We start from the raw sequence: 25,251 nt of genomic DNA, 5'->3' as shown, positions 1-25,251 counted from the left end.
GTTATAAATTTGGGTGCGAATGACTCGGCCCATAAATTGACATATTGCTTACGAGGATATGAATATGCGTAATTATGATTTGACTCCACTTTACCGCAGTGCCATTGGTTTTGATCGTTTGGCTCGTCTGGCAGAACATGCTGCCGCCAACAATGGTAATGCAGGCTATCCCCCATACAACATCGAACTTTTAGGTGACAACCAATACCGTATTACGATGGCCGTCGCAGGTTTTGCGATGGATGAATTGGAAATCACCAGCGAAGGGGAAAAGCTGCTGGTAAAAGGGACTAAGTCAGAGCAGCAACCCGAACGCCAATACCTGTATCAAGGCATCGCCGAGCGCGGTTTTGAGCGTACCTTCCAATTGGCGGATTATGTGACGGTTTCAGGTGCTCATTTAGAGCATGGTTTGCTCAATATTGATCTAGTTCGGGAAATTCCCGAAGCGATGAAACCTCGCAAAATTACTATTGGCTCAGGTAAAGTGTTGGAAGCCGAAAGCCAAAGCGAATAAGCTAGCCTCATTCGCGTAGTCTTAAGCCAGTCCTCGTGACTGGCTTTGTCGTTTCTGGGTTGTTTCTTTAGAGGATGTTATGTCGCAAGCATCATTAATTAGCTATCACACTAGCCCCATTATGCATCATACAGACACTGCCGAAATGTTGGCGGCCACAGCGCATTCTGCTGCAAATACTTGGGTATGCTTACATGTTATTGACGGACATGTCGCGCTGTTAAATGCGGGTGAACAACAAGCGTTAGACAAGAATTCCAAAATGGAGCCAACGGCAATCTCTGCGCTAGGGGCGTTAACATCTGATGATGCGGCACAACTTCAAGTAGAACTACTGTGCAGTGCGGAAGACTACTACGGTTTCAAATATCAACTGACACGTACGCATTCAGAAGTGATTGCCGCAATGCCCTATCTGAATGGCGGCAAGGCGTTAGATCTCGGCTGTGGAAATGGCCGTAACAGCCTGTATCTCAACCTTAATGGTTTTGAAGTACAAGGCTTTGATCGCAATAGTCTTAGCATTGCTAATCTGAACCGTATCATCGGTGAAGAAGGTCTTACTCACATCAACGCCTCAGAACAAGATTTGGCGGATTTGCTGATTGAGGATGATTATGACTTCATCCTATCCACTGTTGTGATGATGTTTTTGCCGGAAAACACCGTGCCGCAGTTAATTAGGCAGATGCAACAACACACCAAGGCGGGCGGCTTGAATCTGATTGTGTCAGCCATGGATACTGCAGACTATCCCTGCACCGTAGGTTTCCCATTCCGCTTTAAAGAGAATGAGTTACTCAACTATTACGCGGATTGGGATGTCATTAAGTACAACGAAAATGTGGGTGAATTGCACAAGCTGGATGAAAATGGCAACCGCATTAAGCTGCGATTTGCGACACTGTTAGCAAGAAAATCGTAAGCCACTTTCTGAGAGAGTTGGCCGTAAAAAAGCCCGCACTTAGCGGGCTTTCTGCAAGTATCAGAGACGATTACTGCACGTTTTCGGTGTCGCCGAATTGGCCAACAAACAGTGGTGATGTCAGATAACGCTCAGCTGCAGATGGCAGAATAACCACAATTTGCTTACCAGCAAACTCAGGCAGTTCAGCAATGCGATTGGCGGCAACAACCGCTGCACCAGAAGAGATACCCACTAAAATACCTTCTTCTTTCATCAAACGATGCGCCATCGCAATGGCATCGTCGCTGGTGACAGGCTCAACACGGTCAATCAGTTCCAAATCTAAGTTGCCAGGAATGAAACCAGCGCCAATACCTTGGATTTTGTGTGGCCCCGGTTGCACGGGTTGACCGGCTAGGGTTTGCGCAATCACTGGTGATTCAGCTGGTTCTACCGCTACAGAGGTAATCGCTTTACCTTGGGTTTGCTTAATATAGCGACTGATACCTGTAATCGTACCGCCAGTACCTACACCCGCAACAATTACGTCTACGTTACCATCGGTTGCGTCCCAGATTTCAGGACCTGTGGTCTTTTCGTGGATTTCTGGGTTAGCTGGGTTAGAAAACTGCTGCAAAATGATATTTTTTTCTGGATCGGCTTGGCGAAGTTCTTCCGCTTTTTCGATCGCACCTTTCATCCCTTTGGCACCTTCGGTCAGAACCAAGTTAGCGCCGAGTGCTTTTAACAACTTACGACGCTCAAGGCTCATGGTGTTAGGCATGGTCAGGGTTAACTTGTAACCGCGGGCTGCTGCTACATAGGCAAGCGCGATACCGGTATTGCCAGAAGTTGGCTCAATCAGTTCCTTGTCTTTAGTGAGCAGGCCTTTCTTCTCAGCGTCCCAAATCATGTTGGCACCAATACGGCATTTCACGCTGAAGCTTGGGTTACGGGATTCAACTTTGGCTAGCACATTGCCGTTGCTAACACGATTCAAACGCACCAGTGGAGTGTTTCCAATGGTATAGGAATTGTCTTCGAAGATTTTGCTCATAGCTCAATAGCTCCTTGAATTTTACCTAACTAAGCATAATGCCCTTGGCGATGATGAGAAGTGAATCTTTGTTCTTCTATATTCGATTTGGTTATTAGATTCTGTGTATTTATTTCCAGGAGTGAAATTTTGATTAACTCACTAGAATACAGACGTTTTTCAGTCTTGGCTAAGATAGGAGATGCGCGAACCTGCGCATCGTTAACTTTACTAATATTGATGTTATCTCACACAAAATCGCGTAAAAAAACCACAAAACCAAACTGTAACGGTTACTATATAGCGATGGTGACGACGCCAAGATTAACCCGTGTGTCGTTGTTTTATCATTGAATTCTTGCTCGATACTCAGCGCAGATGTGGTTGACAAGGAAGCCCGCATGTCTCTCAGTACCAAGTTTCTGATTGCCGTACTTTTCGTATTTCTCGCTGGATTTGGGTTGGTACAATTTCTGATGTATCACAACATCAAGCAGGAAACTGAACAAGAACTGCTTGATTCAGCTGACAGAGTGCGTTCGGTGCTGATGGCGACTCGTCGTATATACCAGCATCAGTTTTTAGACAGTGGTTTGCCGCTCAACGAACATACCCTCGGCTTTTTACCCGCTCATGCCCTAGGCAAAATCTCGCGCGATATTGCCAATTGGAACGATTCAGGTTTTTCCTTCAATAACGTGTCCGACGTACCACGCAATCCGGAACACAGTGCTGATGGTATCGAACAACAGGCTATCGACTTTTTTCGCAAAAATCCGAAAGCCGAGATTCAATTTGTTCCGTTCGATGATCGCAGCGGTAAACGCTTTTACCTCTATGCTCGCCCAATTTGGGTCGAACCTTATTGCCTGACCTGTCATGGTAGCCAAGCCTCTGCGCCGGCGACAATCCGCGATAATTACGATACTGCGTATGATTATAAAGTGGGCGATTTACGTGGCATTGTCAGTATCAAGCTGCCGGGAACAATCGTTGAGCGGCGCATTCGGCATATGTTTGGCATTCAGTTCTGGTGGATGTTGGGATCTGGAGTGCTGTTGGTCATCATCATTCTGGTGCTGATCCGCCGTAATGTACTGCAGCCGATTACAGTGTTAAGCGATGCTATTCGCCATACCCGCATGGGGATCAGCACGAGTACCTTACCGGTCGAAAAACTCCCCGGAGAATTTAACGATATCGGCTCTGCCTTTAACGACATGGTGACTCACCTTTCCGCAAAAGACTCTGCATTAAAAGAGAGTGAGGTGCGTTATCGCACGCTGGTGCAAACCGCACAAGAAGGCGTTATTCAAACTGATCAGAAGGGCAAAATTACCTTCTGGAATCGCGGAGCGGAGAAGATTTTTGGTTATAGCGAAGCGGAAATGCTGCATCAGTCAATTTCGGTGCTAGTGCCCTATCAAGATCGCAACAAGCACCATATGGGCATGGAGCGTGTGCTTAGCGGTAATGAGATCCCGTTTCTAGGAAAAATTATTGAGTTACCCGGTTTGCGCAAAGATGGCAATGAAATTCGCTTAGAGCTATCGATCAACAGTTGGATGATGAAATACCAATCTGTGTATGTAGCGGTAGTCCGTGATGTCACTGAGCGTAAGCAGGCCGAAGAGCAGATCCGCCATCTCGCATTTTATGACCCGCTAACTGAGTTGCCCAATCGCCGTATGTTGCTGGAACAGTTCCGTGCCGAATTACAAAATAGTCAGGCAACGGGTCAGTATGGTGCGATCTTGATGGCTGACTTGGATAATTTCAAAGCGCTTAACGATACCTGCGGTCATGGCATGGGCGATCTGTTGCTCATTGAAGTGGCACGGCGGATGAAGACCACCATTGCCTCTTCGCATACGGTGGCGCGTCTCGGCGGTGATGAATTTATTGTGTTAATGAATAATTTAGGGACCGACCGTAAACGCGCAGAGCAGGAGGCGCTGGATATTGCGCGCTCGTTGAAACACAAGATTCTGTTGCCTTATCGGCTCGCAAATGAACTCACAGACTATACCTGTACCGTCAGTATGGGGATCGCGTTATTTCATGGTGCTAAAGATTCTATCGATACGTTAATGACCCATGTCGACATGGCGCTCTATAAGGCCAAAGACGCTGGACGTGATGTGATCAAAGTGTTTGATAGCAGTATTCAACAAGAAATTGCCCAGCGCACGGTAATCGAAAACGCCTTAAAACGCGCCGACGCATTACAGCAGTTTGTCCTTTATTATCAGCCGCAAATGGATGCTACCGGCCAATTGATTGGCACCGAAGCTTTGATCCGTTGGATTAAAGACGACGGTGAAATGGTGCCCCCTGGCGACTTTATCCCGATAGCGGAAGAGTCAGGATTAATTGAGGTGATTGGCTCTTGGGTGATTAAAGCCGCCTGCCAACAACTGGTGAAATGGCAGCAAAATAATATGTTCCTCGATATTCAAGTGGCGGTGAACGTCAGCGCGCGTCAATTCACCCATGTCAATTTTGTCTCCGAACTGCTGATGACGTTATCTCTGACTGGAGCAGATCCAACACGGTTGAAAATTGAACTGACCGAAAGCGCCATTTTGCAGGATATCAATGCCGCGAGAGAGAAGATTTTACGCTTAAAGGCGGCGGGCATTCGTTTCTCTTTGGATGATTTTGGAACTGGTTATTCCTCACTTTCCTACCTCAAACAGCTGCCAGTCGATCAACTGAAAATTGATCGCTCCTTCGTGCAGGATATTACGGAAGACGAGAGTGATGCGGCGATTGTACAAGCGATTCTCGCCATTTGTGATTCGCTCAATATCGAAGCCATTGCAGAAGGCGTCGAAACACAAGCGCAATTGCAGTTTCTACTTAAGCATGGCTGTCGCCGTTTTCAGGGCTTTTTGTTTGGTAAGCCGATGAGCGCAGTGGACTTGGTACAAAAATTTCTCCATTAATCTGCGTTATTACATATAAAAAAGCCCACAGAGTGGGCTTTTAAACGAATCAAAAACGACAGTGTTATTCTGGTGCAACACGTTGATTACGATAAACTTCTCGGTACTTATCCACCCACATGGCGGTGGCGCCACAAATCGCCACTGGCATCACAATGAAGTTAACTATTGGGATCATGGAGAACAGTGTCACCGCAATACCAAAACTCATGCTGCTGCCCTTCGTTTGCTTCAGCGCGAATTTCATATCATTAAAGGCAACTTTGTGGTTATCAAACGGATAATCACAATACTGAATCGCCATCATCCAGGCACTAAAGAGAAACCAGATAACTGGAAACAGCGTTTGGCCAACCAGTGGAATAAAAAACAGCACCAATACCAGTAGTGCCCGTGGCAGATAGTATTTTAGTTTTTGCCATTCGCGGCCAAATACGCGGGGCAGATCTTTCACTGCATCCATAGCGCCGCCCGTATAAAGCGGCTTTCCTGTCAGCAGTTGCTCGGCTTTTTCCGCTAATAAGCCGTTAAATGGCGCCGCTATCCAGTTCATTATCGAGCTGAAAATAAACGAAAACACAACAAGTACGGCGATGATAAGGAGCGGCCATAACACAAAACTGATCCAGTCGAGCCAAGAGGGCACAGCGTGATCAATCCATTGCATCAATTGTGACAGGTATTTTACCGCTAACATCAACGCGCCGGAGAACAACGCTAAGTTAACCAGCAGCGGCACGACCACAAAGCGCCGCAGTCCCGGTTGTTTGATCAAGCTAAAGCCATCCATAAAATACTGAATGCCGCTTTTACTCGCTGACGACATAGACACTCCCTGAAAACTCTGTAACTGTTGGCATGATTGTGAGTAAGCAAACGACGGAAAACAAGCAAAAAACTTCTGCGAAAACCAAAAAAAGGTTACAAAATACAGCGGCTTTGTTAAAGTGATTTCACAACTATAAACAGCGTCGGTTCAGCTTTTCTGACGTCGATAATCACTTCTTTTACGCGACTGGCATTCAAGCACACATGAGACTAAAACAGATAAAACTTGCTGGCTTTAAGTCGTTTGTTGATGCTACCAAAATTCCCTTTTTAAACCCACTCACCGCAATTATTGGTCCCAATGGCTGTGGTAAGTCCAATGTCATTGACGCGGTGCGCTGGGTGTTGGGTGAAAGCTCAGCCAAAAACCTGCGTGGCGATTCTTGGACAGATGTCATTTTTAATGGTTCTAACGGCCGTAAACCTGTCTCTGTCGCGAGTGTTGAGTTGGTGTTTGACAACACCGAAGGGCGAATTGGCGGCCAATACGCTAATTACAATGAAATCGCCGTTAAACGCCAAGTTTCACGTGATGGCGACAACCTCTATTTCCTCAATGGGCAAAAGTGCCGAAAGAAAGATATTACCGATATCTTTATGGGCACTGGGTTAGGACCTCGCAGCTACGCCATCATCGGCCAAGGTACTATTTCACGGCTAATTGAATGCAAGCCGCAGGAACTGCGTGTCTTTATCGAAGAGGCAGCTGGGATCTCCCGTTATAAGGAACGTCGCCGCGACACCGAGAATCGTATCCGCCACACTCGCGATAACTTAGAGCGGCTAGGGGATATTCGCGCTGAACTGGGTAAACAATTAGATAAGTTAACCTTACAAGCTGAAGCCGCACGGCGCTATCGTGAGTACAAGCAGCAAGAGCGCAGTCTTAATGCTCAGCTCTTGGTAATGCGTTATCTAGAATTACATGAGCTTGCAGAAGCTGAAAATAGCGAGATTTTACGCTTAGAAACCGAGCTGATGCGCATTCAAACGTTGGCTGAACAGTCGGCATTGCAACTGACTGAATTAAAGTTGCAGCAAGATGACCTCGACGATCTCGAGCAGCGCCAAGTTGCACAGTTTTACCAGTCCAATACCGATATTGCCAAAGCCGAGCAGCAAATCGCGTTTTTGAAAGACCGTGACCAGCAATTGGCGCAAACGCAGCAGCGTTTACAACAACAATTGCAACAAGCGAATGAACGTCACGCGAGTGCTCAGCAACAACTGGGGCAATTGCAAACGCGCCATGAGCAACTTGAGCCGCTCCAGCAGCAAACAGACGAGCTGCATTGGGAGCTGGCGTCTCAGCAAGAGCAGCTGGAAGAACAGGTCAACTATCTTGATAGCCAATGGCGGCAAGCTCGCACCCTCGCCAGTGAGTTGAAACACAAACAGGAACTGGACGCGACAAAAGAACAGCACCTGAAGCAACAGTTAGGACGTGACCAAGAACAACTGCAGCGATTGCAGCAACGTTTAGCACAGTCAAAACCGCAAAATGAGGCGGTTGGCGAATTAGCGGTGCAACTTGCAGAAGCCCAACAACAGCAGCAGGATGCCGAAATTGCGCTGCATCAGACGGAGTCGGCGTATCAAGCGCTGCAACAACAGCAGTACCAGCAGAATGAACAGCTATCATCGGCACAGGCGCAACTGAATACATTGACTCAACGTCAGCAGTTGCTGAGTGATTGGATTAAGGCACAACAGCTGCAAACCGATGATGCCAGTCAGCAACTTTGGCAACAACTCAGTGTGGAACCTGGTTGGGAAACCGCAATAGAGTATTGGTTAAAGCCTTTGCTGCAACGACAATGGCATGAGGTTCAAGCTCAAGCAACTGATGGTTTTAGCGCATGGACTTCACAACAGTGGGGCCCGGTAAAGGCGCCTGTTAACTTAGCGCCGTGGTTGGCGCATTGGCGGTTTGTCGAGAACGAAGATGAAGCTGAGCAACTGTTGCTAACCTTGGCGGATGAGCAGTTAATTCTTTGTCAAAACGGTCGTCTATTGGGCAATGGTTGCCGTTTGTCTATCGCTGAGAGTCGTGGTGACTCCTTGATCCAGATGATGGCTGAGCTCGAGACTGTCGAAGCTGAACTCCCCGCCGCGGAGCAAGCGTTTCAGGCACAAAATGCAGCGCTACAGCAGCTTAATACTGCTGCAGAACAAGCGCTAAATGAACAAAAAACTAAGGCTAGCCATTATCAGCAGGCACAACTAGCGTGTTCAAAAATTGAATTAGCGATAGAAAGCGCTCAGCAACATGAACAGGCTGCTGCTGAGCGGCAGTTGCATCTGCAACAGGAAGTTGAACTGCTCTCAGAGCGGATTGCCACAGCATCGCTTGAACTGGAAGTGTTAATTGAGGCGCAATTCAATGCCGATGATGCTTTATATGAAAAGCAAGAGGCCGAACGGCGTCTCGAAGCGCAACACAATGAGCTGTTGCTGCGACGCAATAGCCTAAAATCGCAATTGGCTGAAGCGGAACGTAATAACAGAGATTATGGGCGTCAGCTTAATGAACTGGCGACAACGATTGCATTGCAACAACAGCAAATGGCACAAGCCGCTCAGCAGCAGGCAGAGCTGCATGAGCAGCTAACTAGTCTTATACCTCAGCATTTGTCACAGCAAGACGAACAGCAGGTTGAGGTATTAGCGAAGCAACTGCAGCAACTTCTGTTACAGCAGCAGCAATATCAGCAGACATTAGAACACACCCGAGTTAAGCAGGCCGATTTACAAAAGCAATACGAAGCGATAGCAATTAAGCAAAAACAACAGCTTGCTGAAGCAGAGCACTTGACTCAGTCGATCAGCACGTTAAAGTTACGTCGCGAAGGCTTAAAAGGTAAGGCCGAAAGCCAGATGGCGTTGCTGCAAGAGCAGCAGATACGTGTCGCCGATATTGCCGAGCAGTTGCCGGCAGATGCCACAATCGATAAGTGGCACAAAGATTTAGAGAATGTACGTGGTAAAATCGGCCGCCTCGGTGCTATTAACCTTGCTGCGATCGAAGAATTTGAGCAGCAAAAACAGCGTAAAGTGTATCTTGATGAACAAGATCATGATTTAACACAAGCGCTTACCAGTTTAGAAGAAGCGATTCGGCGTATTGACCGCGAAACCCGCAGTCGCTTTAAAACCACCTTTGATGAGGTTAATCGAGGACTGGGCGAACTGTTTCCCAAAGTGTTTGGTGGTGGCAGTGCATACTTAGCGCTTACGGACGATGATTTATTAGAAACCGGTGTGACGATTATGGCGCGCCCACCCGGTAAAAAGAACAGCACCATCCACTTACTTTCCGGTGGAGAAAAGGCGTTGACCGCTTTATCATTGGTGTTTGCGATTTTCAGGCTGAATCCAGCGCCGTTTTGTATGTTAGATGAGGTCGATGCACCGTTAGATGATGCCAACGTCGACAGATTTTGCCGACTGCTGCAGGAAATGTCGGGCAACGTACAATTTATTTATATCAGCCATAACAAAATTACCATGGAGATGGCCGATCAACTGATCGGTGTGACCATGCATGAACCGGGCGTGTCGCGTATTGTAGCGGTGAATATTGAAGAAGCCGTTGCCATGGCAGACGCCGGATAACTACAGGAATTACAGGTCAGCAATGGAAGATTTACAGCCCGTTTTGATTGTATTGAGTGCGATCGCGATTATCGCGGTACTTGTTCACGGCTTTTGGTCTATCCGCAAACAGCAGCCCAAAGGGTTAAAAGACTCGCCTTTAACCGGCGTTGCTCGAGAGTCACATTCGCGTGACCGCGATGGCTTTGACGCAGAAGGCGTCGGTGAAGTGCGCGTACGTAAAATGACCGCTGATGACCGTCCGCCAAAGCTGAAAACGAGTAAACGACCTAAGCCAGCGGTGCACACCGCGCCTAATCTTGAGGTTGAAGCTGATATTGATGCTGACGTTGAAGCCCACGATGATGCATTCGAATTATCGAGCGAAGCCACTAAACGAGCACCTAAATCTCAACGACAAGAGCCAACATTGTCGATTGAAAGCGATGACGTTGTGGTGCAAGAAGATATTCAGATGGAACTTGGTTTAGCCAGTGAGCCAGAAGCGGTTGAGCCTGAACCTGTAGCAGAAGTTGACGATGAATTGCCGGCGCCGCGAGACGTGTTAGCGTTGCACGTCGTTGCCAAAGAAGGCGAAGCGCTCAGTGGCGCAGAGTTATTGCCAGCGTTACTAACGTTAAACTTTAAGTTTGGCGATATGCAGATCTTCCATCGTCACGAAGATAATGCGGGTAATGGCAAGGTTCTGTTCTCATTAGCAAATATGGTTAAGCCAGGGGTATTTGACCCCGATAACATGGAACAATTTACCACCGTGGGCGTCGTACTATTTATGACCTTACCTTGTTATGGTGATGCCTTATTTAACTTCTCCAATATGCTGAATTCTGCACAACAATTGGCTGATGATTTAAATGCCAATTTGCTCGACGGCGAACGTCAGTTGTGGAATGAACAGATTAAAATGCGATATTTGGAGCGGATCAGAGCCAGCGCCTGATAGCCCCTGCGTTATAGAATTAGCTAAAGGCCGCGCAATGCGGCCTTTAATTTATCGGACCGAGATATGCCAACAGTTGAACAACAGATTGATCATCTGATCCAAACCATCAACGAACATAATATTCGTTACTATGTTGATGATAATCCGACGATTCCAGATGCGGAATACGACCGTTTAATGCAGCAGTTAAAAGCGTTGGAGCAAGCACATCCGCAACTGCAACGCTCAGATTCTCCAACGTTGAGAGTTGGTGGCGCTGCGTTAGCCAAGTTTGAACAGGTTGAACATTTGCGGCCGATGTTGAGCCTAGATAACGTTTTTAGTGAAGAGGAATTTACCGCATTTCATCGTCGTATTTCTGAGCGTGTCGGCCAAGTCCAATATTGCTGTGAACCTAAGCTTGACGGCTTGGCAGTAAGTTTGGTGTATCGCGATGGCATGCTAGAACGTGCCGCTACTCGTGGTGATGGTGCCGTTGGTGAGAATATCACCGAAAACGTACGCACGATTCGCTCCATTCCGCTGAAACTGCGTGGCGAAGGGTATCCTCCACTGCTGGAAGTCCGCGGTGAAGTTTTTATGCCGCGTGCAGCATTTGATGCACTGAATGAACGGGCTCGCGCTCGTAATGAGAAATTATTCGTTAACCCTCGTAACGCTGCTGCAGGGAGTTTGCGTCAACTCGATAGCAAGATTACCGCTTCGCGCTCATTGGCATTTTATGCGTATGCATTAGGTGTGGTGGAGCCAGAAAGCTTCGACATGGCGGATAGTCATTTTGGTCAACTACAGCAACTTAAAAGTTGGGGGCTGCCAGTAAGCAGTGAAACACAGCTGGCTGATGATTTGGCCGGAGTACAGCAATATTATCAGCAGATTTTAGCCAAGCGCCCCACGTTAGCATTTGATATTGATGGCGTTGTCTTTAAGGTTAATGCCATTGAAGCGCAGCAACAACTGGGGTTTGTGGCACGAGCACCGCGTTGGGCGACGGCATATAAGTTTCCGGCGCAAGAAGAGCTCACGGTCCTTGAAGGTGTTGATTTCCAAGTAGGGCGCACTGGGGCTGTGACGCCAGTTGCACGATTAAAACCGGTGTTTGTCGGTGGTGTTACGGTCTCGAATGCGACGCTACATAACGCTGATGAAATCGATCGTTTAGGCGTGAAAGTTGGCGATACCGTGATTGTGCGCCGCGCGGGCGATGTGATCCCGCAGATTGTGGCGATTGTTGCTGAAAAGCGTCCAGAAGATGCAACCGATATCATCTTTCCGAGTGAATGCCCGGTATGTAGCTCGTTAGTTGAACGGCTAGAAGGCGAGGCGGTTGCGCGATGTACCGGTGGGTTATTCTGTGCGGCGCAGCGTAAAGAGGCGATTAAGCACTTTGCTTCACGTAAGGCGTTGGATGTTGACGGTCTTGGCGACAAAATTGTGGAGCAATTGGTTGATCGTGAATTGATTAAGAACCCGGCAGATCTGTTTCGCTTGAGCGCTTCTACGATTACCTCACTAGAACGTATGGGACTTAAGTCGGCCAATAATTTGGTGGCAGCGCTTCAAGCTTCTAAGCAGACGACCTTGGCTAAGTTCCTTTACTCGCTGGGGATCCGTGAAGTGGGTGAGGCGACAGCAGCCAATCTGGCAAATCACTTCAAATCTATTGAAGCGCTGCAAGCGGCAACGGTTGAGCAACTCATTGAAGTTGAAGATGTTGGCGCAGTTGTCGCGCAACATGTGAAGCACTTCTTTGAACAAGCCCATAATCTGGACGTCATTGCCCAGTTAGTGGATGCTGGCATCCACTGGCCAGCGATTGAATTGCCGAATGAAGCAGCTCAGCCGTTAAAAGGCCAAACATGGGTACTGACTGGCACTTTGACATCGCTCGGGCGTACAGAGGCCAAAGCGAAACTGGAAGCTCTTGGTGCTAAAGTGGCGGGCAGTGTCTCTAAAAAGACCGATTGTGTAGTCGCAGGTGAAGCAGCAGGCTCTAAATTGGCGAAAGCCGCTGAACTTGGTGTCAAAGTGATTGATGAAGCAGAACTGCTGCAACTATTGGCCTAAACTCACGCCAAAATGGGCATCAGTTAGTTGAAATTTCAACGAATGATGCCCATCTACTAGTTATTCTCTCCCCGATACGCTGCCGTTGGATTACTGATGTTCAGTTTTGAAGATGTTCGCTGGCTTGATGACAAAGGCCATGTTAAGCCGCCCATGGTGTTATATCTTTTACTGCTATTTCTTGCGCGCGGCTGGGTTATCTTTGTGCTGTCGTTAACGGATAGCAGCGATCGTGCTGGTCTGGTACGTTTTTTCTTTCCTGAACGAGCTGATTTTTTAGTCTCCCTCGCCGCTGGCGCCGGGGCGGTACTGATATTTCTATTGGTGACGGCAGAGCGTCGCCGCAAGCCACAATGGTTACGACATTGCTTTCGCTGGTTACGACCGATGCTGTTGGTCTTATTGGTGATTGATGCGGTGCTGCTCTATTTTCGGCTAAAACATAACCATTTCTGGTTTGAATGGTCGATGGCGCTGGATGCATTACTGCTATTTTGGTCACTGATTTATCTTCGCGTTTCCCGCCAGCTACAGCTCTATTGCCGCGACTGGGTAGCGTAAATGTCGTAATGTTGACGCGAAAATCGTCAATTGTTTGACGTTGTTCGTAAATTCTGACTGTTTGGACTTTCGCTTTCATATCAATGAGCTATAGTTTGATTAATTCTATTGACTCACGTTAAAGCCCCAAAAAGGCAGGTGTTTAGGAGCATCAGTGGCCAAACACAAACCGATCCAACTGCCAGTTGCGCAATTGCAAGTAGGTCTTACCGTAAAGTTGCCATTGTCTTGGACGGATCATCCCTTTCTATTCAATAAGATAGAAATCAAATCAGCTGGTCAAATCGAGATGATCCGCCAGTTAGGCGTGCCTTACGTGCAAGTGTTGTCGGGTATGGAAAATCTATCCGCCGAGGCTCAGGCGCCTGCAATGACGAATGTCGACCAAAATGCGGCAGATAAACCCTTGCCACTAGATCCGGCACAAAAGGCGCGCAAAGCGCTGCGGCTAAGCCAGAAGCGTTTCATTGAAGCCATGAATCAAAGTCGCACTATGATGAGTAAGGTCGTTAGCGATCCTGAAGGTGCGGTGCGAGAAACCGCGGTGTTGGTCGAAATGATGATGGAGCATCTGTTTGAAACTGAGCATTCAAGGCTTGCCCTCGTGTCATCCGGTGAGAATAGTGTCAGCATTACGCAGCATGGGATTTCTGTGGCAACGTTGGCCTTGGTGATGGGCCGACAGCTTGCGTTATCTAAGCCACAACTGCGTGAAATTGCGACTGGGGCGATTCTGCATGATATAGGTAAAATGAAAGTTCCTGAGTCGATTCGTCGTAAGCGTACGAGCTTAACCAACCACGAAAAAAACTTTCTCGCAATGCATCCTAATTTTGGCTATGACCTGTTAAAGCGCAGTGGCCTTTTTAGCGATGATGTATTGAATATCGTGCTGCACCACCATGAGTTTATCGACGGCTCCGGTTTTCCTGATGGCTTAAAGGGAGATGCAATTTCCTTGTCGACGCAAATTGTGTCTTTGGCGAATGACTATGATTCGCAGCTATGGCGTGACGATATTATTTCGCCACAGATAGCACTGGGCTATCTCTTCAAAAATCGTTCAGGTATGCATCAACAGAATTTGATCGAAGCCTTGGTGAAAGTGTTGGGCATTTATCCTCCAGGCACCTTGGTGAGATTAAGTGACGGTTTTATCGGCAAAGTCATGCTGACGACGGAAAATGTTGCCAAGCCACAAGTCTGGTCGTGTAAAGTGGATGGCTCCGAGGCGGTATTTCGGTTCTTGATTGATGAGGATGTGACCGTCGAAGCGGCGATAAAACCCGATGAGTTAACATCGGGGGCAGCGAAAACCCTCAAGTCAGATGACGGTATTAGCTTCTATATCTGTTAAGGCGCTAATTCAGCTCGTGTAATATCGCGCCGCAATCTTTAACCTTTGATGGAAATAATGAATGAAGCGAGTCGCAGTAATTGGTTGTGGATGGTTTGGTCTTCCATTAGCAAAATCATTGTTGGCCAACGGCATTGACGTCGTGGGGACTAAAACTACAGCTGCTGGCGTGCAACTGTTGAATGAGGCTGGGATTGACGGCGCGTTATTGACGCTGGGGGATGACAATTGCGCTTTTCAATTGCGGCAAATATTGACCGATGTTGATGCGTTAGTTGTCAATATTCCTCCGGGCCTTAGACGCGGAGAACGTGATTACTTAGATAAACTTCAGTTGTTGGCTGAGCCTATACGAGACAGTAAGCTGCGTTTGGTGGTCTATGTCAGTAGTACCGGCGCGTACCAGCAAACAGAAGGGCGGTTAACCGAAGACGATTTAGTGGCGGTTGACGATGATGGTAGTGCTGCGATTCTGCAACACGCCGAACAAATGATGCAGTCATTAGCAACAGACGCAAGACGGGTCGTGACAGTGAGGTTTGCCGGTTTAGTGGGGGCTGGGCGCAATCCAGGACGATTCTTAGCCGGCAAGACTGGTTTAGCTGGCGGAAGTCATTTAGTTAATTTAATTCATATTGAAGATTGTATTGCTGGTGTAACCGCTGTATTGCGCAGTCAGTACAGTAGCCACGTTTACAATCTGGTGTCTCCTGCACATCCTCGAAAAGATCAATTTTATGCTCAAGCGGCAGAAATGCTCGGATTGCCTGCACCGCAGTTTAGCGCAACATCGATTGGTGAAGGCAAAGTCGTACTTGGTGATCGCATTTGCTCCGAGCTTGACTTTGATTATCAATATCGTGACGCTAAGTCATTGCTCGCATAAGCTTTGCATAACAACAAGGAATAAAGAGGTATCACTATGTTGTTTAATCGATTCGTAACATTACTCTTGTCTGCATTATTAATGGTGGGTGTTTTTTCCCAAGTGCAAGCTGCCCAATATCAGGAGGGTAAACAATATCAGGTGGTGAGTGGCATTCCTGAAAGTCCGGGCCCGGTCGTGCGTGAGTTCTTTTCCTACAATTGCCCGCATTGTTATCACCAAGATCCACTATTTTTAGACACTGCGAAGCTGCTTAAGGGCAAAGTCCGTTTTGAGCGCACCCCTGTCGGTGCTGGACGTACTCAATGGATTATGAGCCAAAAAGCCTATTACATTGCCAACAAATTTAATGTGGTAGCACAGGTACATAGTGAAATTTTTAACCGTATTCATGAACAGCACCTCCCGTTTCAACGTTCGCAAGATTTAATCGATTTCTTTACTGCACAGGGATTGCAAAAAGAGGAATTAACTAAGGTGGTTGATTCTGCCGATATCTCGCTTGCCATCGCCAATTATGATGCACAAACTCAGTTGTCTGGCATTCGAGGAGTACCCTCACTGTTAGTGAATGGAAAATACCTCATCAGAAATCAGCCAAAAGATCCGCAGGCATTGGCAGACCTCATTCAATATCTCGCTCAAAAATAACATATTGTTTAATCCCTAAAAGCCGGTGAAATACCGGCTTTTTTTATTTTTACTGTCTGTTTTCGTATCGACATTGGTCTAATCAACCCCCATCTTGATCTATATCAATAAAATCTTACTTAAACGTTAACTGATTAAATAATATCGCAATTTTTTCAATGTTACGTTTACGTAAACAAAACGTTAGACTAAGGTCGCGATTGTGAGCAAGTTCGCGATTGCTAGATTAAATGTGACTTATTTGCACAAAAGGGGAAGTCACAATGGGCTTTGATAGCAACGAGAAGGCACTGAGTTACTGGCGTGAAAACTTACGTCTTGTGCTGGGACTTTTGGCAGTCTGGTTTGCCGTGTCCTATGGCTGTGGAATTGTATTCGCTGACATGTTAAACGAAATCCATTTTATGGGGTTCAAATTGGGTTTCTGGTTTGCTCAGCAAGGTTCCATTTATGTGTTCGTCGCGCTGATTTTCATCTATGCGTACAAAGCGAACGCCTTAGACAAAAAATATAACGTACACGAAGACTAAGGGAGCTGAAAATGAGCGTTCAAGCATTAACCTTTTTGATCGTGGGGCTGTCGTTCGCGCTCTACATCGGCATCGCGATATGGTCGCGGGCCGGATCGACGAAAGATTTCTACGTTGCAGGTGGCGGTGTACCTCCTGTCATGAATGGTATGGCAACAGCGGCTGACTGGATGTCTGCTGCATCCTTCATTTCTATGGCCGGTATCATCTCATTTGTCGGTTATGACGGCAGTGTTTACTTGATGGGTTGGACCGGTGGCTATGTGCTGCTAGCACTGTGTATCGCACCTTACCTACGTAAGTTTGGTAAGTTTACCGTACCCGACTTTATTGGTGAGCGTTATTACTCGCAAACAGCCCGTGTAGTGGCGGTAGTCTGTGCCATCTTCATCTGCTTTACCTATATTGCAGGACAGATGCGTGGTGTTGGCGTAGTGTTCTCTCGCTTCCTCGAAGTTGAAGTTGATACCGGTGTTTACATTGGTATGGCGGTGGTGTTCTTCTATGCCGTACTCGGTGGCATGAAGGGGATTACCTATACCCAGGTAGCGCAATACTGCGTACTGATTTTTGCGTTCATGGTGCCTGCAATCTTCATTTCTGTGATGATGACTGGCCATGTGATCCCTCAGATTGGTTTCGGTTCTACCGTGCTTGACGCGGCAGGTAATGATACCGGTGTCTACTTGTTGAATAAGCTTGATGGGCTATCGACGCAGCTTGGCTTTAATGAGTATACCGAAGGGGCTAAAAGTACTATCGATGTGTTTGCAATTACTGCTGCACTGATGGTGGGTACTGCTGGTTTGCCGCACGTAATCGTACGCTTCTTCACAGTACCTAAAGTGAAAGATGCGCGTACCAGTACTGGTTGGGCCTTGGTATTCATTGCCATTTTGTACACCACTGTGCCTGCGGTTTCTGTATTCTCACGTGTGAATATGATTGAAACCATCAACGGTGCCGATGGTCAGGGCGTTGCACATGCTACTGCGCCTTCTTGGATTAAAAACTGGGAGCAGACTGGTCTTATCAAATGGAACGATAAGAACGGCGACGGCAAAATGTTCTATAGCAAAGGTAAGATCACTGATCCTGCTAGCAGCAACGAAATGAGTGTTGACCGTGACATCATGGTATTGGCGACACCTGAAATTGCATCTTTGCCAGCATGGGTTATCGCCTTGGTAGCGGCGGGTGGTTTGGCCGCGGCGTTGTCAACGTCTGCAGGTTTGTTGTTGGTTATCTCAACCTCGGTGTCCCACGACTTGCTGAAAAAGAACTTTATGCCGGATATCTCGGATAAGAAGGAGTTGATGTACGCACGTACTGCGGCGGCTGTGGGCATTGTTATCGCGGGTTACTTCGGTATTAATCCGCCAGGCTTTGTGGCCGCGGTGGTAGCCTTTGCCTTCGGCTTAGCTGCGTCCTCCTTGTTCCCTGCGATAGTGATGGGGATCTTCTCCAAGCGCATGAACAAAGAGGGAGCAATTGCCGGTATGGTATTGGGCTTAGGTTTCACTGCCGCCTATATCATCTACTTCAAGTTTGTAAATCCAGCGGCTAACGTACCTGACAACTGGTTGTTCGGCATTTCGCCTGAAGGTATCGGTATGGTCGGTATGATAGTGAACTTCGTTGTTGCGCTTGTTGTGAGTAAAATGACGGCAGAAGTGCCGGATGAGGTGCAGGAAATGGTGGAGTCTATTCGCTTCCCTAAAGGTGCAGGTGAAGCTTCAGGACACTGAGCACTAAGCAACTACTGAAATGAAGAAAGGCGCAGTTAGCGCCTTTCTTTTTGCTTTCAAATTAAGCTTAGATTTTTTCCAATTGAGTCGGCAAACTCATCATCTCGGCTTCATTATCCTCAGCATTATCAGACTGCGTCTGTTGCGATACTGCTGCGTGCTTCATGGTGCCAGCGACAATTGCAGAAAGTAGACAACCTCCCATCAGATACATAGCCACACTATGCCAACTACCGTTAGACAAGCTCACCAATGCGGTTGCAATAAATGGGGTAAAGCCTCCGCCGACAACACTCGCAACCTGATAGCCAACGCCAGCGCCGCTATAACGATAGCTAGCACCAAATAACTCTGTAAATACCGGTTGCTGCACGCACACCACCATATCGTGAGCAAGGTTAGCTAACAGCAATGAGCACAGAATAATGCTCATGATGGAGTGGGCTTCGAGTGCCATAAAGAAGGGAAAGGCACTCAGAGCACCTATTATTGCACCCGTAATATAAATTCGTTTACGACCATATTTGTCAGCCAACAGCGCAAAGCAGGGGATAGTGATGCAACTTAATGCCCCCACACACAAGCCGATAGTAAGGAACAATTCTCGTGATAAACCTAAGTTGTGCGTGGAGTAATTAAGTGCAAATGTCGTGACAATATACATAGTGAGCAACTCGCACAATCGTAGACCAATAATTTGCAAGAATGCGCTTGGATGACGCCGTAACGCTTCGATGACGGGGAGTTTTTGTGTTTGATGCTCACGCTTTTCACGTACAGCCACCTGTTTAAACTCTTCTGACTCCTCCATGTCGCTGCGAATATACCAAGCCGCCAACACCAGCAATATGCTGCACAAAAATGGAATGCGCCATCCCCAGCTTAAGAACTCTTGCTCGCTGCAAAAATGACTAATAACGGACACTAGCCCGGTAGACAATAGTAGACCAACACCATAGCCGACCTGAACGCCACTGCTATAGAAAGCCTTTCTCCCCGCTGGCGCATTTTCGACAGATAATAATGCCGCTCCGCCCCATTCTCCCCCTACAGCAAATCCCTGCACTGCGCGCAGCATTACTAATAGTGCTGGAGCCCACCACCCGATTGTGTCGAATGATGGCAGCAAGCCAATGCAAGCTGTAGAAATGCCCATCAGCCACACGGTCAACATCAGCATGCGTTTGCGTCCGAGCCGATCGCCAAAATGACCGAAAATAATGCCACCCAACGGCCGGAATAAAAAGCCAACGCCAAAGGTGGCAAAGGCCGCTAGTGTGCCCATTGTTGGGCTCACTTGTGGGAAAAATTCACTGTTAAAAACTAAAGCAGCGGTAATGCCATAGAGTAAAAAATCGTACCAATCGACGACTGCGCCGGCAAAACTCCCGAAGGCAGCTCGTCTTGCGCGTGAATGGGGGGTCATGTTGTTGGCTGAGGAACCAAGCGTTGTGTCCATAGTGATCCGGTCTTATCAGATAATTTATTGTTATAGGCGTTGTAGAAGTAAGTATTAGCGCGCTTAGTCGTGAAAAAGCGCCTATGGCAGACTAACGCGAGTTATGGGATTAGAAAACCCTTCTATTGAACAATCCTTTGATATTTTAGATTTACATTGTATTAACAATAAAAATTTACCAGCAAGCATGATAAATATCCAAATGAGGGGCAAAGTCTATTTATCTACTATTAGACCAAAGAAGATTGGCTGCTTTCGATGCGAGCAGCCATTATTAAGTGATTGATAAATCAGCTAACGATATATGTCTATGGATGAAACAGAACTACTGCCTATTCGTAATTTTCTGGCTGAAATCGCACCATTTAATGAGCTTTCAGCTGATTTATTAGTGCTTTGCTGTCGGCGCATCAGCATCGGATATTACAGTAAGGCGTCGAAGGCCGTGCCCCTGAGTTCTGATAATCCAATGTTATATATTGTGCGCAGTGGGGCGTTTGAAGTGCGTGATGCTGATGATGAATTGGTGGATCGCCTCGGCGAGGGGGATTATTTCGGTTTTCCGTCACTGCTATCGGGGGAGAGCGTCAGTAACCGTGTGCTCATTTTAGAGGATGGTTTGGTTTATCATCTTGCACCTGCCGAGTTCGACCAACTCAGACTTCAATGTCGAAGTTTTGACCGTTTTTTTAATCGTGCTTATGCCAAGCGTCTACGTCACGAGCGTCGCTATCGTAATCGTGAGACGGTAACCACCAACCGAATTTCCAGCTTAATTAACACCTCTTTGCTCAGTGTCGATCACCGAGAAACGGTGATTGAGGCGACGCGAGCGATGAGAAGTCATCACGTGTCGTCCGCGTTAGTGCTGGATAACGGTAAATTGTGCGGCATCCTTACTGACAGAGACTTGCGCAATAGAGTGCTTGCCGAAGGGCTTGCTGGCGATGTGCCGGTCCATCAGGCGATGACGCCATCGCCTGTTACCATTGAGGCTAAGTCGTTAGTGTTCGAAGCTATGTTGTTGATGAGCGAATTCAATATTCATCATCTGCCAGTCATTGACGACGGTATTCCAATCGGGATGGTGACCTCTACCGATATTATTAGGAGCCAATCTTCCCAACCCATCTTGCTGATCCGTGAAATAGAGCGTCAGCAAGATTTGCCAAGTCTGATTGCGGTGAGTAAACAAATCCCCGAGTTATTACAAAGTTTAATTAGTGCCGACGCGAGGGCCGAAGAGATCGGTCGTATTCTTACCAGTGTTACCGATGCATTAACGCGTCGCTTGATTGTACTTAATCAAGCACTGCTGGGAGAGGCTCCGATGGCCTTTTGTTGGCTCGCCTTCGGCTCGCAGGGACGACAAGATCAAGTCGCCTGTTCAGATCAGGATAATGGGCTGCTATTAGCGGAGCAGCCTGATGAACAAGCAAAAGGCTATTTTGAAGCGTTAGCCAAGGGAGTATGTAGCGGTTTAAACGATTGCGGTTACGTGTTTTGTCCCGGTGATATTATGGCGCAAAATCCTCAGTGGATGATGTCATTGACGCAATGGCAGCAAAAATTTGCTCATTGGGTTGATAGCCCTGAGCCAAAAGCGCTAATGCACGCCAGTATATTTTTCGATATGCGTGCTGTGTACGGTCCAGCAAATTTGTTTGATGCGCTGCAAGACGAAGTGCTGGAAAGGACCAAAGATAACGACATCTTTTTAGCGGCATTAACAGGTAACGCTACTAGCGAATCGCCACCATTAGGCTTTTTTCGCAAGTTTGTCTTAGAGCGTGATGGCAGTGAGCTTAAAGGAATAGATCTAAAGCACCGAGGCAGTGCCCTTATAAATGACATCGCCCGAGTCTATGCATTGTCGGCCGGCATAAAAGAGGTGAATACTGCAAAACGGATTAAGCGGGTAATTGATGCTGGCGTGCTTAATCGCAAAGACGGGCTTAATTTAGCTGACGCGTTAGAGTTTATCGGTCATATGCGTTTAGCCAATCAGGGACAGCAATTTGAGCAGCGCCGTCCGTTATCAAATTATTTAAAACCTCAGGACTTGTCTTCTCTGATGCGTCATCAGTTGCGTGATGCATTTAAAGTCGTGCACGACAGCCAGTCAGCCATTCGGCTTAAATTTATGCGGAGCTTTTAATGGCGGGGTGGCGACATAGGCTAGGGGTAAACTATCAATTGTGGCGCGCCAATGGCGCTTTGGCCGACTATTACGAATCCCTACGACCAATACTGCAACGAGAACATCTGCTGCATGTACCACTGGTTGCCATCGACTTGGAGATGACAGGCCTTAATGCGCAAATCGATCAGATAATCTCGGTCGGCTTGTTGCCGATTGAACAGCAAAGATTGCAGCTTTCCGGCGCAGTGCACCAATTAGTTAGCATTAATGGTAGTGTTGGGCAAAGTGCGACAATCCATGGCATTGTTGACCGGCAATTGCAGCAAGATGTTATGTCGCAGTCCGAGATGTTGCTATGGTTGCTACAGCAAACCCAAGGAAAGCTGTTAATTTTTCACCACGGTATGCTTGATATCGCGTTTTTGTCCAAGCTTTGTATGCAGGTATTTCAGCGGCCATTACATCTGCCAATTGTGGATACCATGCAGTTGGAACAACGACGATTGTTACGTGACAGGCATGTTATTGAACATGGCAGTTTGCGTTTGGCTGCATGTAGAAAACGATATCATCTTCCGGCGTACTCGGCCCATAATGCGCTGATGGATGCTACTGCCTGTGGTGAGCTATTTCTGGCGCAAACTGCATTTGCTGGATGGGAGACGCAACCGCTAGATGATTACCTGTTTTGGTTCTGAACAAATAAAAAAGAGCGCGTTATGCGCTCTTTTTTATCACGAGTGATTACTTCGCCTGATTACGGTAGAAGTAATCCACCGCGCGTTTGGTCAGCTGCAACCCAGTTTCTTCACAAGGTGGAAGTTCTGCGTTTGAAGTTGACTTAGGTGTAATGCGAGCTCCCCACTTAAGCAGCATGGCTGCACTGGTGAGACCGGCGCCAAAAGCACAAGACAGAATATATTGACCAGGCTTAATTAAGTCTTTTTCCAGTGCATCGCATAACGCGATAGGGATCGTCGCGGCTGACGTGTTGCCGTAGTTTGCGATATTCACAAACGCTTTAGCCGGATCGATTTTCATTTTGTGTACTAAGGTATCGATAATGCGTTCGTTTGCTTGGTGCGGCACGACGAGGTCAATCTGATCTTTATCAATACCACAATTATCAAGCACCTTAGCACTTAGGGTTGCCATGCCGTGGATTGCGCGCTTAAAGATTTCCCGGCCATCGAATTGAATATAGAAATCTAACGACTCTGCAGCATAACGGTCCATTGATGTACCAAAGCTGGTTTTTAGAATTTCACGGCCTTCTGGGTCGTTATTCAGTTCGTAACCTAAGACACCTTCTTTTTCGTCAGTCGCTTCGACGACAACTGCGCCAGCACCATCACCGAATAAGACCGCAGTTTCACGACGAGACCAGTCGATGAAAAAGCTCAGACGTTCGGCACCAATGACCAAAACTTTACGAGCGGCACCGCTCTTAATCTGACCTGTCGCTAAACTCAGCGCATATAAAAAGCCGCTACAGGCCGCGTTAATATCAAATGCAGCGCAATTTGCACCTACGTTAGCTTGCACCGTTGATGCAATATTCGGAATGAGCGTGTCTGGCGTAGCGGTTGCCAAAATAATCATATCCAGCTCAGACCCTTCAATTCCGGCAGCGGCCAGAGCACGTTTTGCCGCAACAGAGGCGAGCTCAGAAGTGTTGACGTGACTGATATGACGTTGGCTGATGCCGGTTCTCGGCTTAATCCACTCATCGGAAGTTTCCATAAAAGTGGATAGATCATCATTTGTTAAAATCGCGGGAGGAACACATTTACCCCAGCCGGTGATCGTGGCGTACTGCATATAAAAATACTCTCATAGTCGGCGCTAGACGTAGCGACTCTCTTTCATTCGATGTGGGTCGAACATACTCGCACGTGGATATCGCTGAACTAGGGTGCTAACCGAACAAACAGGATATAGTGGTGTGATGAGGTTCTGTTCAATGAGCTTAGGTTAACCCGTCATTTACCATAAATAAAGTTCAAGACGCACAGGTTGCTTAATCCAACGTGAAACCGAAGGAAAAGTTGCGATAACAAGCTACTTTTATTGCGAGCAATGGCTGCAATTTGCCCGTAACTGCCTATAATGCCGTGACACAGAAATTGGAGATGCAGTGTGAAGAAAGCGGTGTTTTTAGATCGTGACGGTGTGATTAACGTCGATACCGGTTATGTCCATACAATTGATGAATTTGAATATATCGAAGGTGTGTTTGACGCTTGTCGTCAGTTAAAACAGCAAGGATATCTATTAGTATTGGTAACCAATCAATCTGGAATTGCTCGAGGTTACTACACGGAAGATGAGTTCCAGCAGTTAACGGAATGGATGGACTGGAACTTTGCCGACAAAGGTGTCGACTTCGATGGCATCTATTATTGTCCTCATCACCCCGATAAAGGCATTGGTGAATATAAGCAAGATTGTGACTGTCGCAAGCCTAAACCCGGTATGTTGATTAGCGCGCAACGTTTCCTGAAGATTGATATGAGCCAAAGTGTACTGGTGGGCGACAAGGCTGATGATATGCGTGCAGCTATCGCAGCGGACATACCAACGCGGCTACTAGTCAGGACCGGGAAAAAGTTTGACATCGAGGCCGAGCCTTTAGCGACAGCAGTAGTTAACTCAATTGCCGATGTACCTACATATTTGCAGCAAAATCAGCAAAAATAGTGCCGCCACGTTGGATTTATAGGCGAAAAGCATCTTTAAGGGTTAAAAACTGAGCGGTTGTGCTGAAAGTTGAAAATTATCGCCTATTTGTACTTGCACAAATTAATTCAGTCCCTATAATTCGCTTCCACTGATTCGCGATAAGCGCTTCAGCCTCTAGCAGTTATCTGTTGGAATGCTCTTTAACAAGTTATCAAGCAATCTGTGTGGGCACTCTCGAAGTGGTATATCGACAAAACGATTTATCGACTTTATGAAGAGTGTTCATGCGAACAGAATTCATTAGAGTCAAAACTTTTAATTGAAGAGTTTGATCATGGCTCAGATTGAACGCTGGCGGCAGGCCTAACACATG

The 25,251-nt window shown here is 47.2% G+C and carries 19 protein-coding genes; 15 read left to right on the top strand and 4 right to left on the bottom strand.

Annotation, left to right across the window (positions count from 1 at the left end):
* Positions 1-64: 64 nt before the first annotated feature.
* Both HR45_RS14300 and tehB read left to right on the top strand, forming a co-directional pair.
* Positions 65-517: an Hsp20 family protein gene (locus HR45_RS14300; RefSeq protein ID WP_037444208.1), complete on the top strand. Its 453-nt coding sequence runs from the start codon at positions 65-67 to the stop codon at positions 515-517.
* A gap of 79 nt (positions 518-596) precedes the next feature.
* Positions 597-1,442, top strand: a complete 846-nt coding sequence (gene tehB / locus HR45_RS14295) for an SAM-dependent methyltransferase TehB (RefSeq protein ID WP_081933487.1) — start codon at positions 597-599, stop codon at positions 1,440-1,442.
* A gap of 70 nt (positions 1,443-1,512) precedes the next feature.
* On the opposite strand, the gene cysK is transcribed toward tehB, so the two are convergent.
* Positions 1,513-2,481: a cysteine synthase A gene (cysK, locus tag HR45_RS14290; RefSeq protein WP_037444204.1), complete on the bottom strand. Its 969-nt coding sequence runs from the start codon at positions 2,479-2,481 to the stop codon at positions 1,513-1,515.
* Between the two features lie 380 nt (positions 2,482-2,861).
* On the opposite strand from cysK, the gene HR45_RS14285 reads away from it, so the two are divergent.
* Positions 2,862-5,408 (top strand): EAL domain-containing protein, encoded by a 2,547-nt coding sequence (locus tag HR45_RS14285; protein ID WP_052074756.1) that lies wholly within the window; start codon positions 2,862-2,864, stop codon positions 5,406-5,408.
* A gap of 64 nt (positions 5,409-5,472) precedes the next feature.
* On the opposite strand, the gene cysZ is transcribed toward HR45_RS14285, so the two are convergent.
* Positions 5,473-6,234, bottom strand: coding sequence for a sulfate transporter CysZ (gene cysZ / locus HR45_RS14280; RefSeq protein WP_037444201.1), 762 nt, complete (start codon positions 6,232-6,234; stop codon positions 5,473-5,475).
* 206 nt (positions 6,235-6,440) lie between these two features.
* Here cysZ and HR45_RS14275 point away from each other — a divergent pair, with 206 nt between their 5' ends.
* The 9 genes from HR45_RS14275 (at position 6,441) to HR45_RS14235 (ending at position 18,594) form a co-directional block, all read left to right on the top strand.
* On the top strand, positions 6,441-9,851 hold the full coding sequence (locus HR45_RS14275) for a chromosome segregation protein SMC (protein WP_037444198.1): 3,411 nt from the start codon (positions 6,441-6,443) through the stop codon (positions 9,849-9,851).
* Between the two features lie 22 nt (positions 9,852-9,873).
* Positions 9,874-10,791 carry a cell division protein ZipA gene (gene zipA, locus HR45_RS14270; protein ID WP_037444194.1) on the top strand — a complete coding sequence of 306 codons (918 nt, stop codon included), beginning with the start codon at positions 9,874-9,876 and terminating at the stop codon, positions 10,789-10,791.
* Between the two features lie 66 nt (positions 10,792-10,857).
* Positions 10,858-12,861, top strand: a complete 2,004-nt coding sequence (ligA, locus tag HR45_RS14265) for an NAD-dependent DNA ligase LigA (protein ID WP_037444191.1) — start codon at positions 10,858-10,860, stop codon at positions 12,859-12,861.
* Positions 12,862-12,957: 96 nt separating this feature from the next.
* Positions 12,958-13,422 (top strand): DUF2919 domain-containing protein, encoded by a 465-nt coding sequence (locus tag HR45_RS14260; protein WP_037444190.1) that lies wholly within the window; start codon positions 12,958-12,960, stop codon positions 13,420-13,422.
* Between the two features lie 154 nt (positions 13,423-13,576).
* The gene (locus HR45_RS14255; RefSeq protein ID WP_037444188.1) at positions 13,577-14,779 is read left to right on the top strand and encodes a cyclic di-GMP phosphodiesterase; all 1,203 of its coding nucleotides are present in this window, start codon (positions 13,577-13,579) and stop codon (positions 14,777-14,779) included.
* Between the two features lie 61 nt (positions 14,780-14,840).
* On the top strand, positions 14,841-15,665 hold the full coding sequence (locus tag HR45_RS14250; RefSeq protein WP_037444185.1) for a Rossmann-fold NAD(P)-binding domain-containing protein: 825 nt from the start codon (positions 14,841-14,843) through the stop codon (positions 15,663-15,665).
* Between the two features lie 36 nt (positions 15,666-15,701).
* Positions 15,702-16,316 carry a thiol:disulfide interchange protein DsbA/DsbL gene (locus HR45_RS14245; RefSeq protein WP_037444183.1) on the top strand — a complete coding sequence of 205 codons (615 nt, stop codon included), beginning with the start codon at positions 15,702-15,704 and terminating at the stop codon, positions 16,314-16,316.
* Between the two features lie 263 nt (positions 16,317-16,579).
* Positions 16,580-16,846: a DUF4212 domain-containing protein gene (locus tag HR45_RS14240; protein ID WP_037444181.1), complete on the top strand. Its 267-nt coding sequence runs from the start codon at positions 16,580-16,582 to the stop codon at positions 16,844-16,846.
* A gap of 11 nt (positions 16,847-16,857) precedes the next feature.
* A complete protein-coding gene (locus HR45_RS14235; protein WP_037444179.1) occupies positions 16,858-18,594 on the top strand; it encodes a sodium:solute symporter family protein in 1,737 nt (578 codons plus the stop codon).
* Between the two features lie 67 nt (positions 18,595-18,661).
* Here HR45_RS14235 and shiA read toward each other — a convergent pair whose 3' ends face one another.
* On the bottom strand, positions 18,662-20,053 hold the full coding sequence (gene shiA / locus HR45_RS14230; RefSeq protein ID WP_081933486.1) for a shikimate transporter: 1,392 nt from the start codon (positions 20,051-20,053) through the stop codon (positions 18,662-18,664).
* Between the two features lie 310 nt (positions 20,054-20,363).
* On the opposite strand from shiA, the gene HR45_RS14225 reads away from it, so the two are divergent.
* Both HR45_RS14225 and HR45_RS14220 read left to right on the top strand, forming a co-directional pair.
* Positions 20,364-22,211 (top strand): DUF294 nucleotidyltransferase-like domain-containing protein, encoded by a 1,848-nt coding sequence (locus HR45_RS14225; protein ID WP_037444328.1) that lies wholly within the window; start codon positions 20,364-20,366, stop codon positions 22,209-22,211.
* On the top strand, positions 22,211-22,894 hold the full coding sequence (locus HR45_RS14220) for an exonuclease domain-containing protein (protein WP_052074755.1): 684 nt from the start codon (positions 22,211-22,213) through the stop codon (positions 22,892-22,894). Before HR45_RS14225 ends, HR45_RS14220 begins: the two co-directional genes overlap by 1 nt.
* Before the next feature lie 46 nt (positions 22,895-22,940).
* On the opposite strand, the gene HR45_RS14215 is transcribed toward HR45_RS14220, so the two are convergent.
* Entirely contained in the window at positions 22,941-24,017 is a 1,077-nt protein-coding gene (locus HR45_RS14215) for a ketoacyl-ACP synthase III (protein ID WP_037444177.1), read from the bottom strand.
* A 318-nt stretch (positions 24,018-24,335) separates the two neighbouring features.
* Here HR45_RS14215 and gmhB point away from each other — a divergent pair, with 318 nt between their 5' ends.
* On the top strand, positions 24,336-24,896 hold the full coding sequence (gene gmhB / locus HR45_RS14210; protein ID WP_037444175.1) for a D-glycero-beta-D-manno-heptose 1,7-bisphosphate 7-phosphatase: 561 nt from the start codon (positions 24,336-24,338) through the stop codon (positions 24,894-24,896).
* Positions 24,897-25,251 lie beyond the last annotated feature (355 nt).

Origin of the sequence: Shewanella mangrovi (assembly GCF_000753795.1) — a bacterium.
Taxonomy (GTDB): domain Bacteria; phylum Pseudomonadota; class Gammaproteobacteria; order Enterobacterales; family Shewanellaceae; genus Shewanella; species Shewanella mangrovi.
The sequence above is the reverse complement of the archived record's forward strand: the minus strand, read 5'-3'. Positions and strand labels throughout refer to the sequence as shown.

What these genes read in the sequence shown, in the direction of transcription:
- HR45_RS14285 (WP_052074756.1), top strand. Translation starts at nt 2,862, where the DNA reads ATGTCTCTCAGTACCAAGTTTCTGATTGCCGTACTTTTCGTATTTCTC.
- ligA (WP_037444191.1), top strand. Translation starts at nt 10,858, where the DNA reads ATGCCAACAGTTGAACAACAGATTGATCATCTGATCCAAACCATCAAC.
- HR45_RS14250 (WP_037444185.1), top strand. Translation starts at nt 14,841, where the DNA reads ATGAAGCGAGTCGCAGTAATTGGTTGTGGATGGTTTGGTCTTCCATTA.
- HR45_RS14215 (WP_037444177.1), bottom strand. Translation starts at nt 24,017, where the DNA reads ATGCAGTACGCCACGATCACCGGCTGGGGTAAATGTGTTCCTCCCGCG.
- HR45_RS14260 (WP_037444190.1), top strand. Translation starts at nt 12,958, where the DNA reads ATGTTCAGTTTTGAAGATGTTCGCTGGCTTGATGACAAAGGCCATGTT.
- HR45_RS14240 (WP_037444181.1), top strand. Translation starts at nt 16,580, where the DNA reads ATGGGCTTTGATAGCAACGAGAAGGCACTGAGTTACTGGCGTGAAAAC.
- HR45_RS14245 (WP_037444183.1), top strand. Translation starts at nt 15,702, where the DNA reads ATGTTGTTTAATCGATTCGTAACATTACTCTTGTCTGCATTATTAATG.
- tehB (WP_081933487.1), top strand. Translation starts at nt 597, where the DNA reads ATGTCGCAAGCATCATTAATTAGCTATCACACTAGCCCCATTATGCAT.
- HR45_RS14225 (WP_037444328.1), top strand. Translation starts at nt 20,364, where the DNA reads ATGGATGAAACAGAACTACTGCCTATTCGTAATTTTCTGGCTGAAATC.
- shiA (WP_081933486.1), bottom strand. Translation starts at nt 20,053, where the DNA reads ATGGACACAACGCTTGGTTCCTCAGCCAACAACATGACCCCCCATTCA.
- HR45_RS14235 (WP_037444179.1), top strand. Translation starts at nt 16,858, where the DNA reads ATGAGCGTTCAAGCATTAACCTTTTTGATCGTGGGGCTGTCGTTCGCG.
- HR45_RS14220 (WP_052074755.1), top strand. Translation starts at nt 22,211, where the DNA reads ATGGCGGGGTGGCGACATAGGCTAGGGGTAAACTATCAATTGTGGCGC.
- cysK (WP_037444204.1), bottom strand. Translation starts at nt 2,481, where the DNA reads ATGAGCAAAATCTTCGAAGACAATTCCTATACCATTGGAAACACTCCA.
- cysZ (WP_037444201.1), bottom strand. Translation starts at nt 6,234, where the DNA reads ATGTCGTCAGCGAGTAAAAGCGGCATTCAGTATTTTATGGATGGCTTT.
- HR45_RS14300 (WP_037444208.1), top strand. Translation starts at nt 65, where the DNA reads ATGCGTAATTATGATTTGACTCCACTTTACCGCAGTGCCATTGGTTTT.
- zipA (WP_037444194.1), top strand. Translation starts at nt 9,874, where the DNA reads ATGGAAGATTTACAGCCCGTTTTGATTGTATTGAGTGCGATCGCGATT.
- HR45_RS14275 (WP_037444198.1), top strand. Translation starts at nt 6,441, where the DNA reads ATGAGACTAAAACAGATAAAACTTGCTGGCTTTAAGTCGTTTGTTGAT.